Raw genomic sequence first — 26501 nt, forward strand, 5'->3', positions numbered from 1 at the left:
ACTCTGGCTTCCCCTTTTGCAAAATAAGTGGCTTAGTCCAAGGCTGAGGGCTGCAGCCCCCGGATACAAGGCGTTGGGCCCGTGGAAAACCGAGACGACAGGCTAATACGGTATATACGCTTCCTCATCACCCACGACTTTCTCGAACCGCCCTGCCCGCCAGTCTTCTCTGGCTGTACCTATACGGGCCTTGCTAGAAGAGACGAAGTTCCACTCGATAAAACGCTTGCCCAGCGGCTCACCGCCAATCACGGCAATCCGGGTATCCTCTGTGGCGGTAATGGCAACACCGGGCTGTCGGGAAAAGATCGTCATGCTGTGGGTAGGCAGCTCAGAGCCATGGGCTCGCAGGGCGCCACTGGCAACGTAGACGGCGCGCTCAGGCGCCTGGGGTAATGCCAGGGTCTGACCGGTTTTAAGGGTGGCTTCAAGGTACAGGGTTTCGCTGAACTTGAGCACCGGCGAAGTGACTCCGTAAGCACTGCCGATCATGACTCGAACCGGCACGCCGTCTATCTCAACCGCGGGGATGTCATCCTCTGGATAGTGGTGAAACGCTGGCGCAGTTTCTTCGTGCTCTTGCGGCAGGGCCAGCCAGAGCTGGAGCCCATGCAAGCGGTGATGCGTTGCGGTGATCTCAGGACGCTCCCGCTCGGAATGGGCGATACCGCTGCCGGCCACCATAAGATTGATATCTCCGGGCCGGATTGGCTGGTAGCTGCCAACGGAATCCCGATGCAGTATCTCGCCCTCAAACAGGTAGGTAACAGTGGCAATACCAATATGGGGATGCGGCAGTACGTTGAGACCCTGGCCAGCCGGAAATTCCGCCGGGCCCATTTCGTCAAAGAATACCCAGGGGCCTACCATTTTCCGCTTCGCGGTTGGCAACTGCCGACGTACGGAGAAGCCGCCCAGATTGGCAACCCGGGGGCTCAAAATGGTTTCGATGGCGCTGCACGGCGCATCGGCCGAATCACAGTTCTGTTCAACAGTATTCATCAGATTGCTCATGCATCGCTCCCGTTTTGCCCCGACTCTGTCACCCGGTTTCCTGAATCTATTATAGAAGCCGGAATCTTTCTCCGGGCACCGATATTCATCCTGGCCATTCCGCAACCGCTATAGTTACCGTAAGCAATTCAAGCAATCGCAACAGTCTGGGGCCTTGAGTGTTTCCATCACTGACTACCGGCATCATAGCTTTTGCCATCGCATCCGTCGTTATTGTGACAGCCGGCAGCCGACTTGCGCGGGTCGCCGATGAACTGGCTGATCGCACAGGTCTGGGCGAGGCGTTGTTCGGCATCTTTCTGCTGGCCGGGGTAACCTCACTGCCCGACTTCGCCGCCACGCTGAGCGCGGCCATGGATTCAAGGCCGGATCTGGCCATGAGCAATGTCATGGGCAGCATGGCTGCGAACCTGGTGTTTCTGGGCATTGCAGACATCATGTACCGGAAGGCCAACCTGGAGCACGCAGCTGCATCTTCCACCAACCTGATGCTGGCCGCGTTGTTGATCGTTCTGCTGGCTTTGCCGCTACTGGCAATTGCGAGTCCACCAGTTTCCCTCTGGGGAATACACCCAATCACACCCGTGATTACCGCAGCGTATTTGTTCGGGCTTCACCTGGTTCGCACAACAGACAGTAAACCCATGTGGTTTCCCCGACTGACCCGCCAGACCGTTCCCGACAAGCCTGGTCATTATCTTCGCGGCGGTCTTGCCCAGGCCTGGGTCACTTTCATTATTCTGGCTGCAATTACAGGCATAGCTGGATGGGTACTGATGGAAGGGGCCAAAGTGATCAGTGACGAAACGGGCCTGTCCGATACCCTGATTGGCGGCCTGTTTACCGCGCTCGCTACCTCCTCACCCGAGCTGGTCACCACCATTGCTGCCATCCGCAGGAACGCGCTGACCCTGGCGGTAAGCAATATATTCGGCACCAACTGTTTTAATATGCTGGTGATCGCTTCAGCCGATGTGGGCTACCCTGGCGGTTCCATCTATCACGACATTACCCCGATACAGATGACCTGGGGGCTTGTCAGCATACTGATGACAGCCACGTTGTTAATGGGAATGGTCCGGCGCCAACGCTATGGAATTGGCAAGATCGGGTTTGAAAGCGCCCTGATGCTCTCGGTCTATGCAGTGGCGCTGATTATCGTGACAATTAGCGGATAATAAGGAGATTACCCATGAAAACGATTGGCCTTCTCGGCGGCATGAGCTGGGAATCCACCCAAACCTACTACCGACTCCTCAACGAGGGGGTCAAAGGCCGACTGGGCGGGCTGCATTCGGCGAAGCTGGTGCTCTTCAGCGTGGATTTCGCCGAGATCGAAGCGCTTCAACACAAAGGTGATTGGCCCGCTACTGCCGACATTCTTTCCGACGCCGCCTTGTCATTGCAGAGGGCCGGCGCGGATTTCCTGGTGATCGGCACCAACACTATGCACAAGGTTGCTCCTGAAATTGAACAGGCGATCGAGATCCCGTTGCTACACATAGCAGATGCCACAGCTCAGGTGCTGAAGAATGATGGAATCAACCGGGTAGGCCTGCTGGGCACGCGATTTACCATGGAACAGGCGTTCTACAGGGACCGACTGGAGGCCGCCGGTATCGACGTTCTCACGCCGGATGAAATCCAGCGGGACGAGGTGCATCGTGTTATCTACGAGGAGCTTTGCCTGGGAGAGATCAAGCCGGACTCGCGCGACATCTACCTCGATATTGTCAGCTCGCTTTCCGAGCGCGGCGCGCAGGCGGTGATCCTGGGCTGCACCGAGATCGGCTTGCTGATCAAGCAGGCGGATACCGGGGTTCCCCTCTACGACACCACGGAGATTCACGCAGCTCAGGCCGTCGAGCTGGCGTTACATCATCCGTAGAAGACCGACCAAGACGAACGCCTGCAAAAACTGGATAATGGCCGCCATTAAAAACCATGGCGCGCCAAATTCTCCGATCCAGGACTCTCTGCAATGGAAATCAACGTCAACTTTCTCGAGAACCTCAGACTTGAAGCCAAGTTTGACGATTTCACGGTCGTAACGGACCAGCCGATTCGCTACAAGGGCGACGGCTCGGCGCCCAGCCCGTTCGATTACTTCCTGGCGTCCTCTGCCCTGTGTGCGGCCTACTTTGTCCGGGTCTACTGCCTGGCCCGGGACATTCCCACCGAGAATATCCGCCTGTCCCAGAACAACATCGTGGACCCGGAAAACCGCTACAACCAGATCTTCAAGATTTCCGTGGAGCTGCCCGAGGACATTTCGGAGAAAGACCGCCAGGGCATCCTGCGCTCGATCGACCGCTGCACCGTGAAAAAAGTGGTCCAGACCGGCCCGACCTTCGAGATTGAAACCGTCGAGAACCTGGACGCGGACGCCCAGGCACTGCTGATGACCCAGCCGGAAGGCGGCACCCAGACCTTTATCGAAGGCAAGGACCTGCCCCTTGAACAGACCATTGCCAACATGACTGGCATTCTCGAAGAGCTGGGCATGAAGATCGAGATTGCCTCCTGGCGCAACATTGTGCCTCACGTGTGGTCCCTGCACATTCGCGATGCCGCCTCACCCATGTGCTTCACCAATGGCAAGGGTGCCACCAAGGAAAGCGCCCTTTGCTCTGCCCTGGGCGAATTCATCGAGCGGCTCAGCTGCAACTTTTTCTACAACGATCAGTTCTTTGGTGAGGACATCGCCAACAGCGACTTCGTCCACTACCCGAACGAAAAGTGGTTCAAGCCGGGCCCCAACGACGAGCTGCCGGAAGGCATTCTGGATGACCACTGCCTCGCCATCTATAACCCGGACGGCGAGCTTGGCGGCTCCAATCTGATTGATACCAACTCCGGCAGAGCCGACCGGGGCATTGTCTCCCTGCCCTACGTGCGAAAATCGGATGGCGAGGTGGTGTATTTCCCCTCCAACCTGATTGAGAACCTGTTTCTCAGCAACGGCATGAGTGCGGGCAATACCCTGAACGAAGCACAGGTTCAGTGTCTGTCGGAGATTTTCGAACGGGCGGTAAAGAAGCAGATTATCGAAGAGGAGATTGCACTTCCGGACGTGCCCCGGGAGGTACTGGAAAAATACCCGAACATCCTGGAAGGCATTGAAGCCCTGGAAGCCCAGGGTTTCCCGACTCTGGTAAAGGACGCCTCCCTCGGCGGCCAGTTCCCGGTAATGTGCGTTACCCTGATGAACCCGCGAACGGGCGGCGTGTTCGCCTCTTTCGGCGCTCACCCGAGCTTTGAAGTGGCCCTTGAGCGAAGCCTGACGGAACTCCTGCAGGGCCGCAGCTTCGAGGGCCTCAACGATGTGCCGGCGCCCACCTTCAACAGCCTGGCAGTGACCGAGCCAAACAACTTTGTGGAGCACTTTATCGATTCCACAGGCGTGGTGTCCTGGCGGTTCTTCAGCGCCAGGTCCGATTATGATTTCGTTGAATGGGATTTTTCCGGCACCAACGCCGAGGAAGCCGAGTGTCTGTTCGGTATCCTTGAGGAACTGGGCAAGCAAGTGTATGTCGCCGTTTACGAGGAACTGGGCGCGCCGGTCTGCCGAATCCTGGTTCCGGGCTATTCCGAGGTGTATCCGGTGGAAGACCTGATCATGGATAATACCAACATGGCTTTGGACTATCGGGAAGACATCCTCAACCTGCACCGCCTGGACGATGAGCAACTGGCCGATCTGGTGGAGCGCCTGGAAGCCAGCCAGCTGGACAACTACATGACGATCATCACCCTGATCGGCGTGGAGTTCGATGAAAACACCATCTGGGGCCAACTCACGATCCTTGAGCTGAAGATCCTGATCTGCCTAGCCCTGCAGTGGCATGAAGAAGCCCTGGAATTCGTCGACATGTTCCTTCAGTTCAACGACAACACCGTTGAGCGCGGCCTGTTCTACCGAGCCATGTATGCGGTTCTCGAAGTCACCCTTGACGACGAAATGGAGCTGGGCGACTACATCACCAACTTCACCCGCATGTTCGGCGAGGAAACCATGGAAGCTGTTGTTGGCTCAGTGAATGGCAGCGTTCGTTTCCACGGCCTGGAAGCCACGAACATGCAACTGGATGGGCTGGAGAAGCATCAGCGGTTGATCGAGAGCTACCGGAAGCTGCACGCGGCGCGTGCAGCCAGGGCGGGCCTGCAGCCGTAATCGGACGCCGAGCGAGCCGCGCCGCATTGGCGGCGCGGTCAGTCCTGATCCACACTTGATCATTACAAGTAGCCTATTTGCGTTTAATGCCCGTACACCCTTGTACATTTGTGGCATACGCCAAACAAGGAGCCTTGCAATGAGCAATCCGGTGATCGCTGATAACAAGCCCAAGAAAGTCAGCCTGAAAAAAGGCGAGGAATACGCCTTCTGCGTTTGTGGCCGTTCCAACAACCAGCCGTTCTGCGACGGTTCCCACGGAGATACGGGGTTCAAGCCCAAGGTCTTCAAGGCCGAAAAAGACGAAGAGGCCGTTCTGTGCCAGTGTAAACAGACCGGAAGCGCGCCTTATTGTGACGGCACTCACCAGCAGTTCAGCGATGACCAGGTTGGCAAGGAGGCGCCGGAGTCAGATGATGATGGCGGCGAGGAATCCGGTGATGCGCCGAAGGCCAAATCCACCAAAGAAGAACCCACCGTTGAATTTATTCATCAGTTGGCCCGTGAGGGGCTGAGCAGTATGGGCCACCATGGTCCGACAACTGCCATGGGCGTGCCCCGCCATACCCTGCCCCACTGGGACGACCTCCAACTGATGGTGGCGCAGATGGCCAGTAAACCGCTGGCAGACGACGCCGACGTCTCGACCGAACTGGTGATCGGGCCTGAAGCCCGCAAGCCACTGACACTGAGCATGCCGCTATTCGTTTCCGACATGAGCTTCGGCGCGTTGTCGGAGGAGGCCAAGATTGCCCTCGCTCGTGGCGCCGAGCTAGCCGGCACCGGCATCTGCTCTGGCGAGGGCGGCATGCTGCCCGAGGAGCAACAGGAAAATTCCCGATACTTCTACGAGCTGGCCAGCGCCAAGTTCGGTTACAAGGAAGAATTGCTCAAGAAAGTGCAGGCGTTTCACTTCAAGGGTGGCCAGGGCGCCAAGACCGGCACCGGTGGCCATTTGCCGGGCAACAAGAACACCGGCAAGATCTCAGAGGTGCGCAATATTCCTGAGGGCGAACCGGCCAACTCCCCACCCACTTTCGACGATTTGCGCTCAGTTGAGGATTTCCAGCGCTTCGCCAGCCATGTTCGGGAAGTCACCGGAGGTATTCCCGTGGGCTTCAAGCTGAGCGCCAATCACATCGAGCGGGATGTGCAATTCGCCCTGGATGCCGGCGCCGACTACATCATTCTCGACGGCCGTGGCGGCGGCACCGGTGCTGCACCCGAGATCTTCCGTGATCACATCAGTGTGCCCACCATTCCTGCCCTGGCGCGTGCGCGGCGCTATCTGGATGACCGCGGTGCAAGCGGACGGGTCACATTGATCGTTACCGGTGGCCTGCGGGTCCCTATCGATTTTGTGAAGGCCATGGCGCTGGGCGCTGACGGTATTGCCGTTGCCAACAGTGCCATGCAGTCCATCGGCTGTGTTGCAGCCCGTATCTGTAACACCAACAATTGCCCGGCAGGCATTGCGACCCAGAACAAGGACCTGCGCCAACGGTTGAACGTCGACCAGTCTGCCAAACAGCTGCAGAACTTCCTTGAGGCCTCTGTCTCACTGATGCAGGTGATGGCACGAGCCTGTGGCCACGACAGCCTGAGCAAACTGAACATAGATGACCTGTCCACCTGGCATCGGGAGATGGCCCTGCTCAGCGGCGTTCGCTACGCCGGTGTGCTTGATCCTTCTGCCTGAGGTGCTTCTTGGCTGGCCGCCAGGACTCGAACCCGTTCGAAGTCCTCCTCGGTGAACACACCGTTCACCCCGGAAATGGCGGCCAGCTTCATGCCATGCTTCAGCCCCAGCTTGTAAATCTCCCGCACTTTTTCCCACTCGATATTCCGCCCGAGAGTGAAGTTCTCGAAACGCGCTTCCAGAGCAAGCACGATGGTTTCCGCCAGGCAGGCATAGGCAATGCCTTTCGGAAGCCCGATGTCTTTCATATGCACTTCACCCGGTAGCTGAATCTCGCCAGATTCGATCACCAGCACATCCGGCCGCTTGGCGACATCCTCCGCCGGGATATCCAGTGGGCGGGCGACGTCGGTTATGACGCAGCCCGGCTTCACTTTCATGATATCCAGGATACGTTTGCCGGCCCCGGAGGTGGCGGTCACGATCATGTCCATGTCGGCCAGATCGCGTTCGGCAGAGCCGGCAACATGTACGATGGCACCCGGCGTTTCCTGTTCGATGCTTTCCTTGAGAGCCAGCAGTTTGGCCGGCTCCGGTGCCGCCAGATAAATCTCGTCCACTGCCTTGGCCAGCAATCTGGCGCAGACCGACCCGATAGCACCCGTAGCGCCCACCACCATAGCCTTGCCGGCCGCTTTGCCACTGGGGCCAATACTCACCCGCCCTATTTTCTTCATGGCGTCATGGGCCGCCCACAGGGCACCGGATGCGCTGTAGCTGTTGCCGGTCGTGATCGGCAGCGGCGCCCGCTTGGCCACCGTTATACCGGCATCACCCACGACCTTGGTAAACGCACCCAGGCCCATGATCTGGGCGCCGAGTTTCTTGGCCAGTTTGGCCGCCTGCAGCAACCGGGCGTAGGTAAATTCCGGCCCGTGGGCCATGATTTCCCGAGGTGTGCCACCAACGGTAATGAGCCAGCCCTCCACCTCATCGCCATTGGGTGACCGGATTCCGGATACCTTGGAGTAGATGAACGGTGGCGAATACGCGATGGCCTTTTCCACCAGGTTCATGACCACAGGCGGCGATACGTTGGCAACCCAGTCCAGGGGCGGTGTTTTGGTGAGGTATTGCTGCGACAGGGGGTGAATGACAAACGCAAACCGGTTAACCCGGCGATAACCGTTCGGGTAAAGGATTCGCGGCTCAATCTGCAGGCTCTGAATAACATCCAGATAGTCATCGGGGCCCAACTGGTCCGGCGTCCTGGAAAGCGCCGCACTGATCATCGCCTCCATCACATTCACGCCAACGGGGCGGCCCTCCAGCCAGGGACTGTAATCCACTACCATGGCAACCTTGCGCGAACGCATCCAGTCCATAGCCGCGTCCGTTACCCGCGAGGTGATCACGGTTTTTCCATCCAGCTCTTTCGCCGTGAAATTCTCCAGGTCGCCTATCGAAGCCACGATGACATGAGCCTCGGAGACCGCGTGATGGAGCGAACCTTTCACCAGGTTCTCACCCAAACGATACAGCGGTGTTCGGAGAATGGTTTCAACCGCTTTCACCGCCGCAGGCCTGAACATGATGGGTGCAGTGAGCGAGGTATAGGTTTCCAGCTGTTTCAGGGAAGTCAGCAGCCTGGGCACTCCGAAATCCGTGTAAGGATCGGCAAAGAAGAGATTCTCGGTATGTTCGGAAAGGGCCCTGGCAATCCGGTAACCGGCCTGCCCATTCAAAAAGAGCACCCGGGCATTGTCGAAGAAATGCCCGAGCTCAGACTGGGTATGACGCACAGCCCATTCCTGCAGGATAGCCCGCAACCCGGCACCGGTGGTTACCGGCTTATCCGGCACACAGGCCTCAAGGCGGGCAGTATCCGGGTGTTCAAGCTGCTCCCGGCCCACCTCGTAATGATCGTGTACCATGCTCAGACCGATGGCATCTGCCTGCGGATGCACGGACTCCAGAACCGCCTCGGCCCGGGAAAGATCGCCTTCCGTACCGATCCGGATAATCCGGAAAGGCTGCCCAAGAAACGACGTCTCGATATCATAATCGTACTCACCAGATCCCTGGCTGACGCTGACAACGGTTTTCATATTCAGGTCTTCCCGTTTTCCTGTTGTTATCATCTACAGCCTAATTCAGGAGATCGGTTTCTGCCTTAGCGCAGATCAAATTCCAGACCGCTATTCAACGTCTACAATAGAGTGGCTGGCCGAACGACCAACAGACTTTCAAGGATCAACCAGGAGCTCACCATGACCATTCAGGAAGAACTCAACTCTACCGTCCGGGAACTGGTTCAGCCCGGCAAGGGAATTCTCGCGGCGGATGAAAGCCACCCGACCATTGCCAAGCGTTTCAAGGCCGTTGGCGTGGAGTCGAGCGAAGATATGCGCCGGGAGTACCGAAGCCTTATTTTCTCGGCTTCCGGGCTCGGAGAATTCATCAGCGGGGTCATTCTGTTTGAAGAGACTCTCGGCCAGCAGAGCCTGGATAATGTTCCCATGCCAAAGGTGCTGGCCAGCAAAGGCATTGTGCCGGGCATAAAGGTAGACAAGGGCAAAGGCCCTCTTGTGAATGCCCCCGGTGATGAAATCACCTTTGGCCTGGATGGTCTGGAGGACCGCCTGGAGATCTACAAAAACCAGGGGGCCCGGTTCGCCAAGTGGCGGGATGTGTTCCATATATCGGACACCCTGCCCTCACGGCAGGCGATCGAGGCGAATGCCGAGGTTCTCGCCCGCTATGCGGCGATCTGCCAGTCCCTGGGTATCGTGCCGATCGTTGAGCCGGAAGTACTGATTGATGGCAACCATTCCATCGAGCGCTGCGCGGAAGTCAGCGAGGCGGTGATTCGGGAGGTGTTCCACGCCCTTTACCGACACAAGGTGGCACTGGAATACATGATCCTCAAACCCAGCATGGTGACGCCGGGCAAGGAAAGCCCGAAGGCATCCCCGGAAGCCGTGGCGACAGCGACTCTCGATGTTTTTCGCAGGGCGGTACCGGCTGCGGTACCCGGCATTTTCTTCCTCTCGGGCGGCCAGACACCGGAAGAAGCCACTCTCAATCTGAACGCCATGAACAGCATGGGCGCGCAGCCCTGGGAGTTGAGCTTCTCTTACGGACGGGCTTTGCAGGAACCGGCACAGAAGGCCTGGGCAGGCAATCTGGACAATGGTCCGGAGGCTCAGGCAGCAATGCTGAAGCGGGCCCGCCTGAACGGTGCCGCTCGCGCGGGCCATTACCGACCGGAGATGGAAGACTGACCGGCAACAGCCCTGCGTGCCCGTGTTCCCTTAGTTGCAGCCGGAGACGCAGCTCGCCATGCCATTGAACGCCATGGTGCGGCCACTGAGGGGCACATGAACCGGCACTGTCACTGAATCCCGGAACAGAGCCGTGCGCGTTCCTTCCTGCACCATGCCACCGGAGGTCGCAGGTTCGTTGGCGTGGGAGGCGATAACCGCCTTCGGTTGCACGAGGTCATTGATTACGTAGGCGGCCTGTTTCGGTCCGGTGGTGAACGTATCACCGATGTTCATCACCACAAGTCCCGCACCGTAGTGATCCTTCACGACCAGCTTTTGCTCGGCAGTAATGCCAGTGTCACCGGACAGGTAGACCACCAGGCCGTTGGAGAACCTGAGCACGTAGCCCGTGGGTGGTCCGACACTGGCGCCAACACCCGCGGCAGCCAGATACTCTGCCAGTGGCCCGGTGAGGAACGAAGGCGATACGCCATTGCTGTGCACAGCCGGCACGGTCGTAATTGCCACTCCGCCAACCTCACGCTCGCCACCGAACCGAACCAACAGCGAGTTTGCAGGATCACCGCCGGCATCTTTCAGCTTGGCGGCAAAGAAGGCGGGCATTTCGCTACCCGTAACAATTTTTGAACCGTGTTTTACCGCAATATCAACAGTGTTGGATTGTGGCAATGTTGAAACGCCGGTGTCTGGAGATCCGCACGTGCCCTGATTGGTCTTGCTGATGCGCTGATCACCCACATGGTCCCCATGCATGTGGGAAACCAGAACAACATCAATTTTGCCCAGTCGGGGATCATCCGGACCGGCGACCGTTCTGCCGGCGTCATAGAGAATTCGGGTGCCATTGGGATCTTCAAAGACCAGCGCCCGGTCCCGGCCACAGAACTCACCATCGTGGCTTCCCAGGGGTGTGACTTTCACCACGTGGTCGTCGGCGGCAGCCGGCATAGCGGCGCCCACTAGCATACCGACTGACACTCCGGCAAAGGCCATCGTGTTGCGCAAACCTGCTCTGAACATGTTGTTCGTCCTCCCACTCGTTTTTTATTGGTACCGGTATTGATACGAACGACAATCCCGTTGATACCAGTTTAGGCGGCGGGAAGGTCAACGCGTGGGGATTGAGTCAGTGCGCTTGAATGAGGATCAGGCAGCGCGGGAGTCCGTCAGGATAACCCGCTGTTCCAGGCATGCCATCATGGGCGCCACCTGACGGATTTTCCGGGCCTCGGGCCAGAGCGCCTCTGCCTCGGCGAAACCCTGGCGGAGAAAGTTAAGCCATTGTTTGATACGACCGGTCACATAGCGGTCCTCAAGCCAGCCCTGAAGAACCGTAGCGTACTCACGAACCAGGGCGACAGCTTCCGGCCAGGTCATATCCGGCACCGTTTTGCCCTGCTGGCTGGCCTTGATCTGCCGGGCGAGGTCTGGCCGGGCGATCAGGCCACGGCCAATCATCACGTCATCGCAGCCGGACACCTCACGGCAACGCCAGTAGTCCGCGACACTCCAGATTTCGCCATTGGCAATTATGTGGGTTTTGACAGCTTCCCGGGCCCGGGCGATTTCCTCCCAATAGGCCGGCGGCTTATACCCGTCTACTTTGCTGCGGGCATGAATGACAATCTCTGCCGCGCCTGCCGCTTCCAATGCCTGGGCACAAGCCACACCCATGGATCGGTCGTCATACCCCAGCCGCATTTTGGCTGTGACCGGCACATGCGCTGGCACAGCCTGACGCACAGCAGCCACGATCTCATGCATAAGCTCCGGCTCGCGCATCAACACACAGCCACCCTTGTGCTTGTTGACCGTTTTGGCCGGGCAACCAAAGTTGATATCCACCTGGGTGGCGCCGAGTTCAGCCGCACGCACGCCGTGGCGCGCCATCTGGTGAGGGTCTGAACCCAGCAGCTGAACGGCAACGGGGGTGCCCACTTGAGTGAGCGACCGGTTGTACAATTCGGGGGCGTATTTGTAGAACACTCTCGGTGGCAGCATGCCATGGGTGACACGAACGAATTCCGTTACGCAACGGTCGATGCCGCCTACCCCGGTAAGGGTTTCACGGATGGGTGCGTCAACCAGCCCTTCCATTGGGGCGAGAATGATGCGCATGAGTGCTCCAGCAATTACAGGGTCTGTTCGGGGTGAGACTGATCAAAAATCACACGGAGCGGATTGTAAGGAATTTGGCGGGAAGTTGATAGACGGACACCCCGAAACCGGGGTGTCCAATCGCTTGCTTACAGGTCTTATTCGACGTCGAACCGGTCGGCGTTCATGACCTTGCTCCAGGCTGCAACGAAGTCTTTCACGAACTTCTCTTCGTTGTCGTCCTGGGCATACACTTCTGCGTAGGCACGCAGGATCGAGTTGGAACCGAACACGAGATCAACACGGGTCGCAGTGAACTTGGTATTGCCACTGTTGCGATCCACGATGTTGTACGAGTTCTTGCCAGTCGGCTCCCAACGATTCGACATATCAGTCAGATTGACGAAGAAATCATTGGTCAACTGGCCAACGCGATCGGTGAATACGCCGTGCTTGGTGCCGCCGTAGTTGGTACCGAGCACCCGCATGCCACCCAGCAGGACGGTCATTTCAGGCGCTGTCAGTCCCATCAGTTGGGCACGATCCAGAAGCATTTCTTCCGGCTTGACCACGTAGTCCTTCTTCTGCCAGTTGCGGAAGCCATCCGCCAGCGGCTCCATCGGATCGAAGGATTCGGCATCCGTCATCTCGTCGGTAGCGTCACCACGTCCCTTCAAGAAGGGTACGTGAACCTCGTGGCCGGCTGCTTTGGCTGCCATCTCGATGCCAAGGTTACCGCCAAGCACGATAACGTCAGCAACGCTGGCGCCAGTGTCAGCCGAAATCTGCTCGTAAACCTTCAGCACCTTATCCAGACGATCGGGCTCGTTACCCTCCCAGTCCTTCTGGGGCGCCAGGCGAATCCGCGCACCGTTTGCACCACCACGCATGTCTGAGCCGCGGAAAGTACGGGCACTGTCCCACGCGGTGCAGATCAGCTCGTTCAGGCTCAATCCGGCCCCGGCAATCTTCTGCTTGACCACTTCCTCAATGTAATTGGTCTCGCCCTGGGGAACAGGATCCTGCCAGATCAGATCTTCATCAGGCACACCCGGTCCGATATAGCGGGACTTGGGCCCCATGTCGCGGTGGGTCAGCTTGAACCAGGCACGGGCGAAGCAGTCTTTGAAGTACTCGGGATCTGCCATGAACTTCTCGCAGATTGCGCGGTACTTCGGATCGACTTTCATTGCCATGTCGGCATCGGTCATCATCGGCTTGCGACGGACGGACGGATCAGTCGGATCAACCGGCATGTGCTCTTCTTTGATGTCGATCGGCTCCCACTGGTTTGCACCAGCCGGGCTCTTGGTCAGCTGCCACTCGTAGCCAAACAGCAGATCAAAGTAGCCCATGTCGAACTTGGTCGGATTCGAGGTCCAGGCACCTTCGATGCCAGAGGTAACCGCGTTGGTCGCCTTGCCGTCGAGGTTCGGGTTCATCCAGCCAAAGCCCTGGGTTTCAACGTCAGCCCCTTCCGGCTCCGGGCCGAGGGCATCGGCGTCGCCATTACCGTGAGCCTTGCCCACCGTATGGCCGCCAGCGGTCAGCGCTGCGGTTTCTTCATCGTTCATCGCCATGCGGGCAAAGGTCGTTCTCACCTGCTCCGCGGTCTTCTGCGGATCCGGCACACCGTTCACGCCCTCAGGATTCACATAAATCAGGCCCATTTGCACTGCAGCGAGCGGGTTCTCCATGGTGTCGGGCTTGTCGACGTCTTCATAACGGCTGTCAGACGGCGCCAGCCACTCTTTTTCCGCGCCCCAGTAGATGTCTTTTTCCGGATGCCAGATGTCCTCGCGGCCATAAGAGAAACCGAAGGTCTTCAGGCCAAACGACTCATAGGCAACATTACCGGCCAGGATAAACAGGTCGGCCCAGCTCACCTTGTTGCCGTATTTTTTCTTAAGCGGCCACAGAAGGCGGCGTGCCTTGTCGAGGTTGCCGTTGTCGGGCCAGGAGTTCAGCGGAGCGAACCGCTGGTTACCGGTGCCGGCACCACCACGACCGTCGGCCAGGCGATAGGTTCCAGCGGCGTGCCACGCCAGTCGAATCATCAGGCCGCCGTAATGCCCCCAATCGGCAGGCCACCATTCCTGACTGTTGGTCATCAGCTCGTGCATGTCTTTTTCGAGGGCTTCGTGATCAAGCTTTTTCACTTCTTCCCGGTAGTCGAAGTCTTCACCGAGAGGATTGGTTTTGCGGTCGTGCTGATGAAGGATGTCGAGATTGAGGTTCTCAGGCCACCAGCCGGCTACATCGGCTTTTTCCTGAGTGTTTGAACCGTGCATTACGGGACACTTTCCGCCCGCACTGTTGTTGTCTGTCATTTTTCTCTCCTCATTGGGGTTGGCAAAACGACACTGCTTTGATTCAGGCACTTCTAACTATAGGACACACCCAATAATCTGCTCTGAGTATTTCTTATGTCCCGGATAGCGTGCGCCTATAGGATTTCCCGCAATGTTTGCGGGTTCTCTGCCTTACTGGGCACAAGCGTAATCACTTGAATATCTCGCCAGAATGTCTAAAAAGTCCGGCCATGCGATTGAACGACTGAGTGACATTACATTGGACATGGATCTGCTCCTGCCTAACGAGAACAGCTCCACCGTAGCGCGGGACCGATGGCGTAATACAATTAATTAAAAATAAATTTGTGAGAGTTTTTATTTATGGATGAAGCTCTGGTCGGTCAGAGCCGCTCAATGGATGAAAACTTGCCGGCTTCGTCAAAGACGATGCGGAAACTGCCGCGAATGCCATCGCGAAGATAAAAACGGGAGAGGATACGGGCCGGGAATCGGACAGAGCGTCCGTCCCGGGCCGTGGTGTGAACATCTGTGGCAACGCCCTGATAGAGCTTGATCCACTCATCAGGGCTGATGCTGATATCCACAATAATCTGCTGCATTGGCGATCAGTTCGCCAGTTCAAGCAGCAGGCGGTTCAGACGGGTGACATAGGCACCGGGGTCCGGGAGTTGCTCTCCGCTGGCCAGGGTGGCCTGGTCCAGGATAACGGCAGAGAGCTCGTTGAACCGCTCTTCGCCCTTCTCGCTTTCCAGTCGCTGGACCAGCGGATGATCAACATTGATCTCGAAGATCGGTTTGCTGTCCGGTACTTTCTGGCCGGCAGCTTCCATGATCTTCTTCATCTGGGCGCCCATATCGAAATCGCCTACCACCAGACAGGCCGGTGAATCGGTCAGGCGGTTGGTTACACGCACCTCCTGCACCCGGTCGCTCAGGGCATTCTTGATGCGCTCCAGCAGGTCCTTGTGCTCTTCAGCCGCCTCTTCCTTGTGTTTCTTGTCTTCCTCGGTCTCGACCTCGCCCAGGTCCAGGTCGCCACGGGCAACATCCTGCAACTGCTTGCCGTCGTATTCGCTGAGGTAACCCATCATCCACTCGTCGATGCGATCTGTAAGGATCAGCACCTCAATGCCCTTTTTGCGGAAGACTTCCAGATGCGGGCTGCTCTTGGCCGCAGTGAAGTTGTCGGCAGTGATGTAATAAAGCTTCTTCTGCCCTTCCTTCATCCGGCTGATGTAGTCATCCAGCGACACGTTCTGTGTGCTTTCACCGGTGTGGGTAGAGGCGAAGCGCAGCAGGCCGGCAATTTTCTCGCGGTTGCTGAAATCTTCCGCCGGGCCTTCTTTCAATACCGTGCCAAACTCGCCCCAGAACTTCTGATACTGCTCGGGATCCTTCTTGGCCAGCTTGGACAGCATATCCAGGACCCGCTTGGTGAGCGCGGTGCGGATGCTTTCCACGGTGCTGTCGTTCTGCAGGATCTCACGTGACACATTGAGGGACAGATCGTTGGAATCAATCACACCCTTGGCAAAACGCAGGTACAGCGGCAGGAACTGTTCGGCGTCGTCCATGATGAACACGCGCTGCACGTAAAGTTTCAGGCCACGGGGCGCTTCACGGTTGTACAGATCAAACGGTGCACGGGCCGGGATATACAGCAGGCTGGTGTAATCCAGCTTGCCTTCCACCTTGTTGTGGGACCAGGTGAGCGGGTCTTCAAAATCGTGGGCGATGTGCTTGTAGAACTCCTTGTACTCCTCGTCCTTGATCTCGGTACGGGGGAGTGTCCATAGCGCTGTCGCATCGTTAACGGTTTCGTACTCGTCCTTCTTCTCACCTTCGTCGGATTCAGCCTTCATGACAACCGGGAAGGAAATATGATCCGAGTACTTCTTCACCAGACTGCGCAGCTTCCAGCCGTTGGCGAATTCCTTGGCGTCTGGCTTCAGATGCAGGACGATCTGGGTGCCGCGGTTATCCAGATTGACCTGCTCGATGGAAAACTCGCCGTCACCCTTGGACTCCCAATGCACACCTTCTTCTGCAGGCGCACCCGCGCGGCGGGTAAATACATCAACCTTGTCGGCAACAATAAACGCCGAATAGAACCCAACACCGAACTGACCGATCAGCTTGCTGTCCTTCTTCTCATCGCCGGACAACTGCTGGAGGAATTCAGCCGTACCGGAACGGGCAATGGTGCCAAGATTCTGGATAACATCGTCACGGGTCATACCGATACCGTTGTCGGTGAGCGTGACGGTATTCGCCTCTTCGTCAAAATCCAGGCGAATCTTCAGCTCAGGATCGCTTTCATACAGGCTGTCGTCCTTCAGCGCTGCGAAACGCAGTTTGTCTTCGGCATCTGAAGCGTTGGAAATCAGCTCACGAAGGAAGATTTCCTTGTTGGAATACAACGAGTGAATCATCAGGTGAAGCAGTTGCTTCACTTCGGTCTGGAATCCAAGCGTTTCTTTATTGGCTTCAACCGTCATGGCGTTTTAGTCTCCTGAAACGAATAAACAGGCACGGCGTTGTGCCCGAGTTACCTCATAGCTTTGAGAGTGAGCGCGGAGGCCGTTCCGAAACCGTGCGGAGCCATGGATGGCGGAGCCGAGCGTACATGGACGTATTCACAGCGTGTTTCGGAACGGCCTCCGTGCTCGCTCCTGCACAAAAATCTCAGTCTGAGCAAAAAGTGGGGGCACACCGGGGCATTTCAAGCCCCGGAGTATAGGCAAGATCAGTCTTCGAGGAGGAAGTGCGCCCTGGCAGTCGCAATGGGTTGCGAGCGGGATTTCTGCCAGGCGCTGACCATCACGTTGGCAACGCGGTTGCCCTGGCGGGTTAGGCGGCATTCGGCGTAGGTCTCGCGATTGAGACCGGCCCTGAGGTAATCCAGGGAAAAGTCGACGATACGGGGCATGCGCAGACTTTCCTGGGACATGATCAGGTAGATGTTGGCAGACATCTCCATGAAGCCACCGATCACGCCCCCGTGGATGGCCGGCAGGATGGGATTACCCAGGTTGGAGTCTTTGCAGGGCAGACGGAAAATCAGGTCGTCTCCAAACTGCTCACACTGAAGACCAATCCAGGTGGCATAGGGAATGCTGCTGAGCATGCGGCTGAAGTCACCGGTCTCCTGGGTGTAACGCAGGATTTCAGGATCGGTCATTCTTCACCTCCGGTAATCAGGTCCCGGTAATGTTTCGGGCTGGCATCCTTCCCGATACGCATGAAGGTGGCCACGCAGTTGGCGATGGTTTCACCGCCTTCCTGGTAAGCTTCACAGCGGGTAAAAATGATGTTCCGGGTTACCCGGTAGGTTTCAGCCCGGGCATAAACCGGCTTGCGGGGCTGGGCCGGGCGCATGTAGTCCACGCGCAGGTCCAGCGTCGGGCAGAGTTCAAAATCTTCCAGGGCACAGAGGATCACGCACCCTGACGTGGTATCCATCAGGGTGGTGATGGCCCCACCGTGAATCACTCCGGTGTCCGGGTTACCGATAATGCGATCACTGTAAGGCAGGCACAGTGTCAGGCTGCCTTTTGTGGCCTCGGTAACCGACAGACCAAGCTCTTTGGCCTGGTTGAGGGTGGCTATAAAACGGCTAACCCGTTTCCGTCGGATATCATCGTTCATTCAGATTCAACCTGTGGATCAGCTTTTAGGTTTTGGGCTGTTTTCCGCCTTGCCGGGCAGCGGCTCCTCGAAGACCTTCCCTGCCCTCAATGCTTCCAGTGCCGTCGAACAGAACTCGCGTCGATAGAGAACGACAACAACCAGCGTGGACGCCGCCATGAAGACAATCGGGTGAATAAACCAGCCTACCACGGCAAGTGCGTAATAGTAGGACCGCAGCCCAAGGTTAAAGGCATCGCCGGCAAGATTGCAGATGTTGCCGGCACTTCGTGCAAACGCCTCCCTGCCAGCGGGGCTGGTTTTGGTGTCGTCTGGCGGAGGGGCACTGCCCACCATCACCGACACAAAGTTGTACATCCGCATGGACCAGGTGAATTTGAAAAAGGCGTAGATAAAGACCACCAACAGCACCACCATGCGAAGTTCCCAGATTTCCCGGGTCGGCAATGTGCCGAAGGGCATGGTACTGAATACTTCCATGACTTCCTGGGTGTAGCCGAGGGCGGTGATAATACCCGCGAGAATCAGCAGGCAGCTGGAGGCGAAAAACGCACCGTTGCGCTCCAGGTTTCCGACCACAGACGCATCGGCAATCCGGTTTTCCCGCCGCAACATGACGCGCATCCAGTCCTCCCGGTAAAGGTCGAGGGTGTTGGACAGGCAGGGACGGTCCGCGGCACGGCGTTTCGAGTATTCGGTATAACCCAGCCAGCAGACGAGGAACCAGAGCAAAGCGATCAGTTCGAGTAAATTACTCATGGGTTGCCTTGGGTGCGAAGTTGGTGAAACAGAGCGGGAACAGACGCTTATGATACGCCAAGGGCCTGCTCGTCACCACCGCCGGGCAGGTTGCGGTAATCCACTGATGGCCGATCATGTGCTATAAACTGCCCATTCAGGAAGCGGGCAACTGTTTTGAACGAACCCGACATCGCATCATCCAAAAGGGAGCTTACTGTGAACCTGTCTGCCATCAAAAACAGCCTGGTAGCCATTGCGCTGGCGCTGACACTCAGCGGCTGCTCGGTCAATCCGGTTACCGGGGAAAATCAGCTTTCGCTGATCGGTGAAAGCCAGGAGCTCGCCATGGGCGCCGAGCAGTACGTGCCCACCCAGCAAACCCAGGGCGGTCGGTTTTATGTGGACCCGGAGCTGACGCTCTATGTGAGCGAGGTTGGCCAGAAAATGGCCAGGGTCAGCGACAGACCGGACCTGCCCTACGAATTCGTGGTTCTGAACAGCAGTGTACCGAATGCCTGGGCCCTTCCCGGAGGCAAGATCGCCATTAACCGTGGCCTTCTGACAGAGCTTGACGACGAGGCTCAGCTTGCCTCGGTTCTGGGGCACGAGATTGTTCATGCGGCAGCCCGGCACAGTGTTCAGCGCATGCAGCAGGGAATGCTGATCAGCGCCGGCGTTGCCGGACTTGGCTTTGCCCTGTCGGACAACGAATGGGCTGGTCTGATCATGGGTGGTGCTGCCCTTGGGGCGCAACTTGCGCTGGCGCAATACAGCCAGGGCGATGAACTCGAATCCGACCACTACGGCATTCTCTACATGAAAGAAGCTGGCTATGACCCACAGGCAGCAGTGGAGCTTCAGGAGCTGTTCCTGAAACTATCCGAAGGGCGTCAGTCCAGTTTCATTGATGGCCTGTTCGCGACCCATCCCCCCTCAGCGAAACGCGTGCAGGAGAACCGCGAACTGGTGCAGAAGGTTGGCGCGGGCGGCTACCGCGGTGAGGACGTCTATGAACGCAAGATGGCCAAACTCCGCTCGCTGCAACCGGCTTACGATGCCCATGACAAAGCCATGGAGCTGGCCTCCAAAGGCGAGATGAAGCCTGCGCTGGACAAGATCAACGAAGCCATCCGTCTGCTGCCACGGGAAGCCATGTTCTATGCCCTTCGCGGCCGCATTTATCAGGACCAGAAGGAAACAGAGAAGGCTGCGGCCGACTTTGAAAAGGCGGTGGAGCTCTACCCCGAGATGTTCAAGTATCGCCTTTACAATGGCCTGAATGCTCTGAGGCTCAACAATCTGGACAAGGCCAGGGAGAATCTGACCAAAGCCAATGAAACCGTCCCCACTTCCATTGCCTTCCTGCGACTGGGCGATGTTGCGGTAAAACAGAACAACCGGGATGAAGCCATTGCCTATTACAGCAAGGCCGCCGAAGCCGGTGGAGACGTAGCTAAAGAGGCCAAACGTAAACTGGCGGCACTCACGCAATAATTGCCGCCGGAATCGTTGACTTTAGAAGGCCGGAGTCCCGAGGGGTTCCGGCCTTTTTATTGCCCGGGATCAAGATTGCCGGTCTGACGCACATCTTCTGTCATCGCCTCCATTGACTTTTAGAGCAATAACTCTAAAAATCAGGTGACATCAACAACGATTGGATGACGGACATGCTAGCGAAACGTATCCAGCCCATGGTCTTCCAGGCGCGCCGACTGTACGTGGAACTGATGTTCCAGGTGATGGGGCGAGCCCTGCAGGCTGTGAGCGAGGTGGACGAGAAGGTTCAGAACGAAGCCCGGGCACTGCCTGACGGTTTCCTGTTTGAGATGATGGTAATGCCGGATGGCTCAAAGCTGATCGTCGAGCATACCGGCCAGGGGCGTTTCCGTTACCACGGTGACAAGGCCCCACGGCCGATCGACCTGTCGATTCAGTTCAAGCACATCGCCCACGCTTTCCTGGTGCTGTCTTTCCAGGAAAAAACATCAGTGGCTTTCGCCAATGACCGCATGCTGGTGGATGGCGACATCAGCTATGCCGTGCGGATGACGCGGGTACTGAACCGGCTTGAGTCCTTCATCCTGCCGAAAATGGTCGCCGAGCGCGCCGTAAAGGAATACCCGGCCGACCTCCACCTGCCGGAAAAGCTGATCAGCGCCGCGCGCATTTACCTGAAAGTTGCCACCAATTTCGTTGAGACAGTGAGAGCGTGATGACCAATAAATACTATGAGTTCTTCTGCCCGGTAAAAGTCATTGCCGGCAAGGCTGCCCTTGAACACATCCCTTACGAGCTGACCGGAATGGCTGCCAAGCGGCCAATGATCGTAACCGACAAGGGCGTGCGGGCTGCGGGCCTCCTGGAACCCGTGATCGCAGCTTGCGAGGAAAGCGGGCTGGAAATAACCACCATCTATGATGACGTTCCGCCCGACTCCTCGACCACGGTGGTTCGCGATATCGCCGGCATCTATCGTCAGGAAAAGTGCGACTCCATCATCGCCGTGGGCGGTGGTTCGGCGATCGATACCGGCAAGGCCGTCAACATCCTGGTTTCCGAGGGTGGTGACGATATCGCCAAGTACAGCGGTGCCGGTGTGCTCAAGCATCCGCTCAAGCCCTTCTTCGTGGTGCCGACAACAGCCGGGACCGGTTCGGAAGTTACATCGGTTGCGGTCATCACCGATGAAGCCAAGGGCGTCAAGCTGCCCTTCACGTCGTCGTTCCTGCTGCCAAACGCGGCCATCATTGACCCGCGCATGACCCTCACCCTGCCGCCGCACATTACTGCCGCCACAGCCATGGACGCCGTGACCCACGCAACCGAAGCGTTCACCTGCATGGCGAAAAACCCATTGAGTGACGCCTACGCGACCGCGGCCATCAAGAAAATCAGCCAGTCGCTCCTTCAGGTCATGGACAACCCGAAAGACAGCGACGGACGACTGGAGCTGGCGCAAGCCTCGACCATGGCCGGCATCGCCTTCTCCAACTCCATGGTGGGTCTGGTGCACGCCCTGGGGCACGCCACCGGCGCCGTCTGCCACCTGCCCCACGGCCTTTGCATGAGTCTTTACCTGCCCTACGCCCTGGAGTACAACCTTGAAACCATCCGGGAACCCCTGGGTGAACTTTTGCTGTACCTCGAGGGCCCCGAAGTCTTTGCAGCAACACCGGCAAGCCGCCGGGCAGAGGCCAGTATTTCCGCGATCCGGAAGTTGCGGGATGCCTTGTACAAGCGCTGCCAGCTGCCCCGGACACTCAAGGAAACCGGTAAGGTGACCGAGGCACAGCTGGACCATATCGCTGAAATGGCGCTGGATGATGGTTCCATAATGTTTAATCCGAAGGAAGTAACGCTGGAGGATGCCCGCTCAGTTCTGCGCCGCGCCTGGGCGTGACTTTTTCGCCGGGGGCCCTGCCTGGCCCCCGGCGTTTGCCTTGTGTGGAGATAGAATTCACATCATTGAAATTGATCAAGCAAGAGAGGAGAATTAGCCAATTCTGGCAGGGATGATAGCCGGGTTCATTATCCACCTACAGTACTGTTCCGTAGAGAGCCCCACCGCATGCAAAACCGATATCCCCGCCCTGTTAATGCCACTCTTGGTGTCCTTCTTCTTGTACTGACTGCACTTTCCTCGCCAGTTTTTGCCTCACAAGATACGTCTGGCGAACAAAAGGTTTTCCGTTTCAATATTTCGCCCAATGGTTACCCGCCCTATCTCATCGGTGACCAGAGCCAACCATCAGGAATCATGTGGGATGTGGTGTCCGAGGTAGCCCAGAGGCTCGGATACCGGGTAATCGCTGAGCAAATCCCCCGTAAACGTGTAGATCAGATGCTGCTTAATGGATACATCGATGCCACACCAAGGGCTCGGGAGTGGGCGGACGCCCCGGAGAAATTCCTGTTTACCGATGCGGTAGTCGACATCGAGGAAGTGTTTTTTGTGCCAGCACAATCCAGCTTTTACTACGAGAGCCCGGACGATCTGATCTCCAAAACCATTGTCACCCACCTCGGCTACCGATATCCGCTGCTTGAGCCCTACTTCGAGGAAGGTCGGATTCGCCGCTTTGATGTTTCCAGAGACAAGGACATGTTCACCTTCGTGCTGCACGGTGACCGCTTCGACGCCGCCGTCGCCGACCGGCTCGTCGGAAAGTGGATTCTCAGAAACGAGGGGCTGCGGCAGCATTTCGACATCAGCAACGAAAGCATCAGCAATTACGGGTTCCGGCTAATGCTGCGGAAAGACTGGCAGTCCTTTGCCAGCCAGTTCAACGGAGAACTGGCGAAGATGAAGGCGAATGGCGAGCTGGATGCCATTCTCGCCAACTACCGCTGAAGCCGCCCGGCGCTACTCGAGGCGTCGCAACAACAGCATCGGCGATACACTCAACACCGGCCGTAGCTGCCAGCGGCCGAACAGGGCAAGAACAACGGCGCTGACGATTGGAATCGGCAGCACCACGTGCCAGTGCCACTGGAATGTGCCCTCGAACATCCTGAACTGAAGCGCCCAGACTGCCGCCTCGGCGGCGACCACTCCGAGCACACCTGCGAAACCACCCAGCAACGCAAATTCGAGCATGGTGCTGCGAACCAGCAACCTCTGGCGCCCGCCAAGTGTTCGCAGCAGCGCGCCTTCCCTCTGTCGATCCTGAAGCGTCGCACTGACGACTGCAGCCATCACCACAAGCGCGGCGGCAAGGATCAACGCCAGAATGGCTTCAATCGCCTGGGTGACCTGCCGGACGATCTCCTGGATCCGCTCAATCACATGATCAATTTCCAGAACGGAAACCGTCGGGAACTGCCGGGAAAATTCGTTCAGGGCATCTTTCTTGTCCTTGGGCAGGTAAAAACTGGTGATCCAGGTCGCGGGCATCTCGGTGAGCCCGCCCTCCGGCGGGAACGCCATGTAGAAATTGGGCTTCATGCTGTCCCACTGGACCGTCCGAATACTGGTGACGGCTTCTGTCACCTTTTCCGAGCCAATGGTGAACGTCAGTTCGTCGCCCAGTGACAGTCCCAGCTTTCCGGCCAGCTCCGCTTCCACCGAGACACCTTCCTTCTGGTTTTCACCAAACCAGGCGCCCTCGACTATCTCGTTGTCGTCCGGCAAGGCCGACATCCAGGTCAGGTTCAGTTCACGGTTGAGAGCGTTAACATTCTCATCCTTGCTGACCGTTTCCTTGACTGGCTGACCATTGAGTTCGGTCAAGCGTCCTCGAACCATCGGGTAAAGTTTGTCCAGTGGCTGGCCACGCTCCTGCCAGAACGAATCGACGTCCTCGACCGCTTCCGGTGCAATATTGATCAGGAAATGATTGGGCGCGTCATCCGGCAACTGGGCCTGCCAGTCTGTCAACAAAGAGGTACGCACCAATATCAGCGTGGCCGCCAGCATCAACGTCATCGCAAATACAGCAATCTGGGAAAGACTGGCCCGGCGATGCCGATACAGCCCCACAAGGGCCAAACGCCAGGCGTTACCACCGCCGCGAACCTTGCGCAGTGTTGCCACCAACAGCCAACCCACCAGGCCAAGTGCCCCGAGCAGCAACGCAAGCCCCCCCAGAAGGGAAACCACCAGGGCAAGTTCGCCCGCATACATCCACACAAGCCCGAAAACCGCCACAATGGCAATTATCATATCCGGCAGGGCCTCGCGCCCGGTTTCACCCGGCTGGCTGCGCAGAACACGCATTGCCGGAACATTGCGAAGCCTGCGAACGGGAGGATAGGCAAACGCAAACAGAGAGACCAGTGCCGTCAGCAAGGCGGGCACCAATGCAGACGGATCGAGCTGAAATTCCACCGGGCGCTCAAGCACCTGGCTCAGCATGTGAATCAGCAACCAGTACAGCGGCATCGCGACCAGCAGTCCGCCCACGATCCCGGTGACACCCCAGAGCGCGAGGCGCTTGAGGTACAGACCGCCAATACCCGCACCGCTGAGCCCCAGCGTTTTCAGAAGTGCCACGGTATCGCGCTGGGAAAGGGCATACTGACGACTCGCCACAGCCACGGCCACGGCGGCAAGCAGGACTGCAAGACTGCCACCCAACAGCAGGAATCGCTCGGCTCGCTCGAGTGAGCGCGAGAAGGTCTCGCCATCCCGGACACCCGCCCATTCATGACTGGGTTCGAGTCTGGGTTCCAACCATTGGTAGTACGATTCCAGCGCAGCTTCATCACCGGCAAACAGGTAGACGTATTCAACCCGGCTGCCCTCCTGGATGACCCCGGTGGCGGCCACATCATCCACATGCATCATCACGCGGGGGGCCAATGCCGACAGCCGGAAACCGCCGTCCGGCTCCCGGATGAGCAGGCCGGACACGGTAAGATTCAGATTACCAACTTCAAGCGAATCGCCGACTTCGAGATCCAGCAGCCTGAGCAAACGCGGGTTGATCCAGACCTCTCCCGGCCCGGGCCCCTGATTTACCAGTTCCCGGGTACCTGTCGGGTTCCGCTGGATTTCGATGTCGCCGCGAAGCGGATATTCATTGCTCACGGCCTTGACTGACACCAGCTGGAAATTCTCGTCACCGAACACCATGGTGGAGAATTCCACCATTCGACCGGTTTTCAGGCCCTGATCGGAGGCTTCCTGAAGCCAGGCGTCCGGAATCGGTCGGCCATTCTCTGCCTCAAGCTGGCGATCCGCTGCCAGGAACGAGCTGGCTGAAGAAACCAGGGTGCGTTGAAGCTGACTGGCAAACAGGGCAATGGTGGCAACAGTGGCAACGGCGATGATGAGAGCGGCCAGAACGACGCGAACGTCTCGTTCACGCCAGTCCCGGCGAACCGACATGAGTTTTTTTGCAGCAGCCATCAGTGCGCCATCTCCTGCGCTGCTTCCGGTTCGGTCAGAACGCCGGCTTCAATATGGAACTGCCGATTGCAGCGCGCCGCGAGGTGTTCATCGTGGGTTACCATCACCAACGTTGTGCCCTGCTCCCGGTTCAACGCCATCAAGAGATCAGACACTGCCTGACCGGTGCGGTTATCCAGGTTGCCCGTCGGCTCGTCAGCGAACAGGATCAGCGGCTCAGACGCAAATGCCCGCGCGATGGCAACCCGCTGCTGCTCACCACCGGAGAGCTGTCTGGGCGTGTGGGTCAGCCGTTCGCCAAGCCCAACCCGTTCCAGTAGCTCACGGGCCCTCTTCTCCGGCGACGCCATGCCGGCAAGTTCCAGCGGCAACATAACGTTCTCGAGCGCGGTTAGCGCCGGCAAAAGCTGGAAAGACTGGAATACAAAACCAACCCGGTGTGCGCGGAGTTTTGCCCGCTCATCCTCGCTGAGCTTGCTGATCACCGAGCCGTCCAGCTCCACCGTCCCCTCGCTGGGCGTATCAAGACCCGCCAGCAAACCCAACAGGGTGGTTTTACCAGAACCGGAGCGCCCGACAATGGCTACGGATTCTCCCCGATTGATTTCGAGAGTGACCCCTTGCAAGATCGTGAGCGTATCGGTTTCAACACTGACGCGGTGGGTCAGGTTATCTACCCGTAACATTGGGCTCTGGCTATCCGGGTTAACATTGGTCATCTGATTCACGGAATCTC

At 57.8% G+C, this 26501-nt stretch carries 21 protein-coding genes; 9 read left to right on the top strand and 12 right to left on the bottom strand.

Annotation, left to right across the window (positions count from 1 at the left end; all coding sequences use genetic code 11):
* Positions 1-102: 102 nt before the first annotated feature.
* Positions 103-1014 carry a pirin family protein gene (locus BM035_RS10655; RefSeq protein WP_092031774.1) on the bottom strand — a complete coding sequence of 304 codons (912 nt, stop codon included), beginning with the start codon at positions 1012-1014 and terminating at the stop codon, positions 103-105.
* A gap of 158 nt (positions 1015-1172) precedes the next feature.
* Here BM035_RS10655 and BM035_RS10660 point away from each other — a divergent pair, with 158 nt between their 5' ends.
* From BM035_RS10660 to BM035_RS10675, 4 genes are all read left to right on the top strand, one after another.
* Positions 1173-2192, top strand: coding sequence for a sodium:calcium antiporter (locus BM035_RS10660; protein ID WP_008171986.1), 1020 nt, complete (start codon positions 1173-1175; stop codon positions 2190-2192).
* Between the two features lie 14 nt (positions 2193-2206).
* A complete protein-coding gene (locus BM035_RS10665; RefSeq protein WP_008171988.1) occupies positions 2207-2902 on the top strand; it encodes an aspartate/glutamate racemase family protein in 696 nt (231 codons plus the stop codon).
* Between the two features lie 93 nt (positions 2903-2995).
* On the top strand, positions 2996-5188 hold the full coding sequence (locus BM035_RS10670; protein WP_092031777.1) for an OsmC domain/YcaO domain-containing protein: 2193 nt from the start codon (positions 2996-2998) through the stop codon (positions 5186-5188).
* A 139-nt stretch (positions 5189-5327) separates the two neighbouring features.
* Positions 5328-6887: a glutamate synthase-related protein gene (locus BM035_RS10675; protein ID WP_062784763.1), complete on the top strand. Its 1560-nt coding sequence runs from the start codon at positions 5328-5330 to the stop codon at positions 6885-6887.
* Here BM035_RS10675 and BM035_RS10680 read toward each other — a convergent pair.
* Complete coding sequence (locus tag BM035_RS10680) at positions 6857-8935, bottom strand: dehydrogenase (protein WP_092031780.1); 2079 nt, start codon at positions 8933-8935, stop codon at positions 6857-6859. The genes BM035_RS10675 and BM035_RS10680 overlap by 31 nt on opposite strands.
* A 162-nt stretch (positions 8936-9097) precedes the next feature.
* Between BM035_RS10680 and BM035_RS10685 the strand changes: the two genes are divergently transcribed.
* On the top strand, positions 9098-10111 hold the full coding sequence (locus BM035_RS10685) for a class I fructose-bisphosphate aldolase (RefSeq protein WP_092031783.1): 1014 nt from the start codon (positions 9098-9100) through the stop codon (positions 10109-10111).
* A 30-nt stretch (positions 10112-10141) separates the two neighbouring features.
* On the opposite strand, the gene BM035_RS10690 is transcribed toward BM035_RS10685, so the two are convergent.
* From BM035_RS10690 to BM035_RS10725, 8 genes are all read right to left on the bottom strand, one after another.
* Positions 10142-11134 (bottom strand): MBL fold metallo-hydrolase, encoded by a 993-nt coding sequence (locus tag BM035_RS10690; RefSeq protein WP_008171998.1) that lies wholly within the window; start codon positions 11132-11134, stop codon positions 10142-10144.
* Positions 11135-11260: 126 nt separating this feature from the next.
* Entirely contained in the window at positions 11261-12232 is a 972-nt protein-coding gene (locus tag BM035_RS10695) for a tRNA dihydrouridine synthase (protein ID WP_008171999.1), read from the bottom strand.
* Positions 12233-12369: 137 nt separating this feature from the next.
* Positions 12370-14541, bottom strand: coding sequence for a catalase/peroxidase HPI (gene katG, locus BM035_RS10700; RefSeq protein ID WP_008172001.1), 2172 nt, complete (start codon positions 14539-14541; stop codon positions 12370-12372).
* A 365-nt stretch (positions 14542-14906) separates the two neighbouring features.
* Positions 14907-15125, bottom strand: coding sequence for a DUF2835 domain-containing protein (locus tag BM035_RS10705; protein ID WP_092031786.1), 219 nt, complete (start codon positions 15123-15125; stop codon positions 14907-14909).
* Between the two features lie 6 nt (positions 15126-15131).
* Positions 15132-17024 (bottom strand): molecular chaperone HtpG, encoded by a 1893-nt coding sequence (gene htpG / locus BM035_RS10710; RefSeq protein ID WP_008172006.1) that lies wholly within the window; start codon positions 17022-17024, stop codon positions 15132-15134.
* Positions 17025-17272: 248 nt separating this feature from the next.
* Complete coding sequence (locus BM035_RS10715; RefSeq protein ID WP_008172009.1) at positions 17273-17707, bottom strand: PaaI family thioesterase; 435 nt, start codon at positions 17705-17707, stop codon at positions 17273-17275.
* Entirely contained in the window at positions 17704-18174 is a 471-nt protein-coding gene (locus BM035_RS10720; RefSeq protein WP_088557496.1) for a PaaI family thioesterase, read from the bottom strand. Before BM035_RS10720 ends, BM035_RS10715 begins: the two co-directional genes overlap by 4 nt.
* A gap of 18 nt (positions 18175-18192) precedes the next feature.
* Positions 18193-18933, bottom strand: a complete 741-nt coding sequence (locus tag BM035_RS10725) for a DUF599 domain-containing protein (RefSeq protein WP_008172012.1) — start codon at positions 18931-18933, stop codon at positions 18193-18195.
* Positions 18934-19131: 198 nt separating this feature from the next.
* Here BM035_RS10725 and BM035_RS10730 point away from each other — a divergent pair, with 198 nt between their 5' ends.
* The 4 genes from BM035_RS10730 (at position 19132) to BM035_RS10745 (ending at position 23266) form a co-directional block, all read left to right on the top strand.
* Positions 19132-20409, top strand: a complete 1278-nt coding sequence (locus tag BM035_RS10730) for a M48 family metalloprotease (RefSeq protein ID WP_092031789.1) — start codon at positions 19132-19134, stop codon at positions 20407-20409.
* Between the two features lie 173 nt (positions 20410-20582).
* Positions 20583-21128 (top strand): hypothetical protein, encoded by a 546-nt coding sequence (locus BM035_RS10735; RefSeq protein ID WP_008172020.1) that lies wholly within the window; start codon positions 20583-20585, stop codon positions 21126-21128.
* Positions 21128-22315, top strand: coding sequence for an iron-containing alcohol dehydrogenase (locus tag BM035_RS10740; protein ID WP_092031793.1), 1188 nt, complete (start codon positions 21128-21130; stop codon positions 22313-22315). Before BM035_RS10735 ends, BM035_RS10740 begins: the two co-directional genes overlap by 1 nt.
* Before the next feature lie 168 nt (positions 22316-22483).
* On the top strand, positions 22484-23266 hold the full coding sequence (locus tag BM035_RS10745) for a substrate-binding periplasmic protein (protein ID WP_092031796.1): 783 nt from the start codon (positions 22484-22486) through the stop codon (positions 23264-23266).
* Between the two features lie 12 nt (positions 23267-23278).
* Here BM035_RS10745 and BM035_RS10750 read toward each other — a convergent pair whose 3' ends face one another.
* Together BM035_RS10750 and BM035_RS10755 are read right to left on the bottom strand one after the other, a co-directional pair.
* Positions 23279-25765, bottom strand: coding sequence for an ABC transporter permease (locus tag BM035_RS10750; RefSeq protein WP_092031799.1), 2487 nt, complete (start codon positions 25763-25765; stop codon positions 23279-23281).
* Positions 25765-26484, bottom strand: coding sequence for an ABC transporter ATP-binding protein (locus tag BM035_RS10755; protein WP_041645164.1), 720 nt, complete (start codon positions 26482-26484; stop codon positions 25765-25767). The genes BM035_RS10750 and BM035_RS10755 overlap by 1 nt, the downstream gene beginning before the upstream one ends.
* Positions 26485-26501: the final 17 nt, after the last annotated feature.

It is taken from the genome of Marinobacter sp. DSM 26671, from assembly GCF_900112835.1.
GTDB lineage: Bacteria > Pseudomonadota > Gammaproteobacteria > Pseudomonadales > Oleiphilaceae > Marinobacter > Marinobacter flavimaris.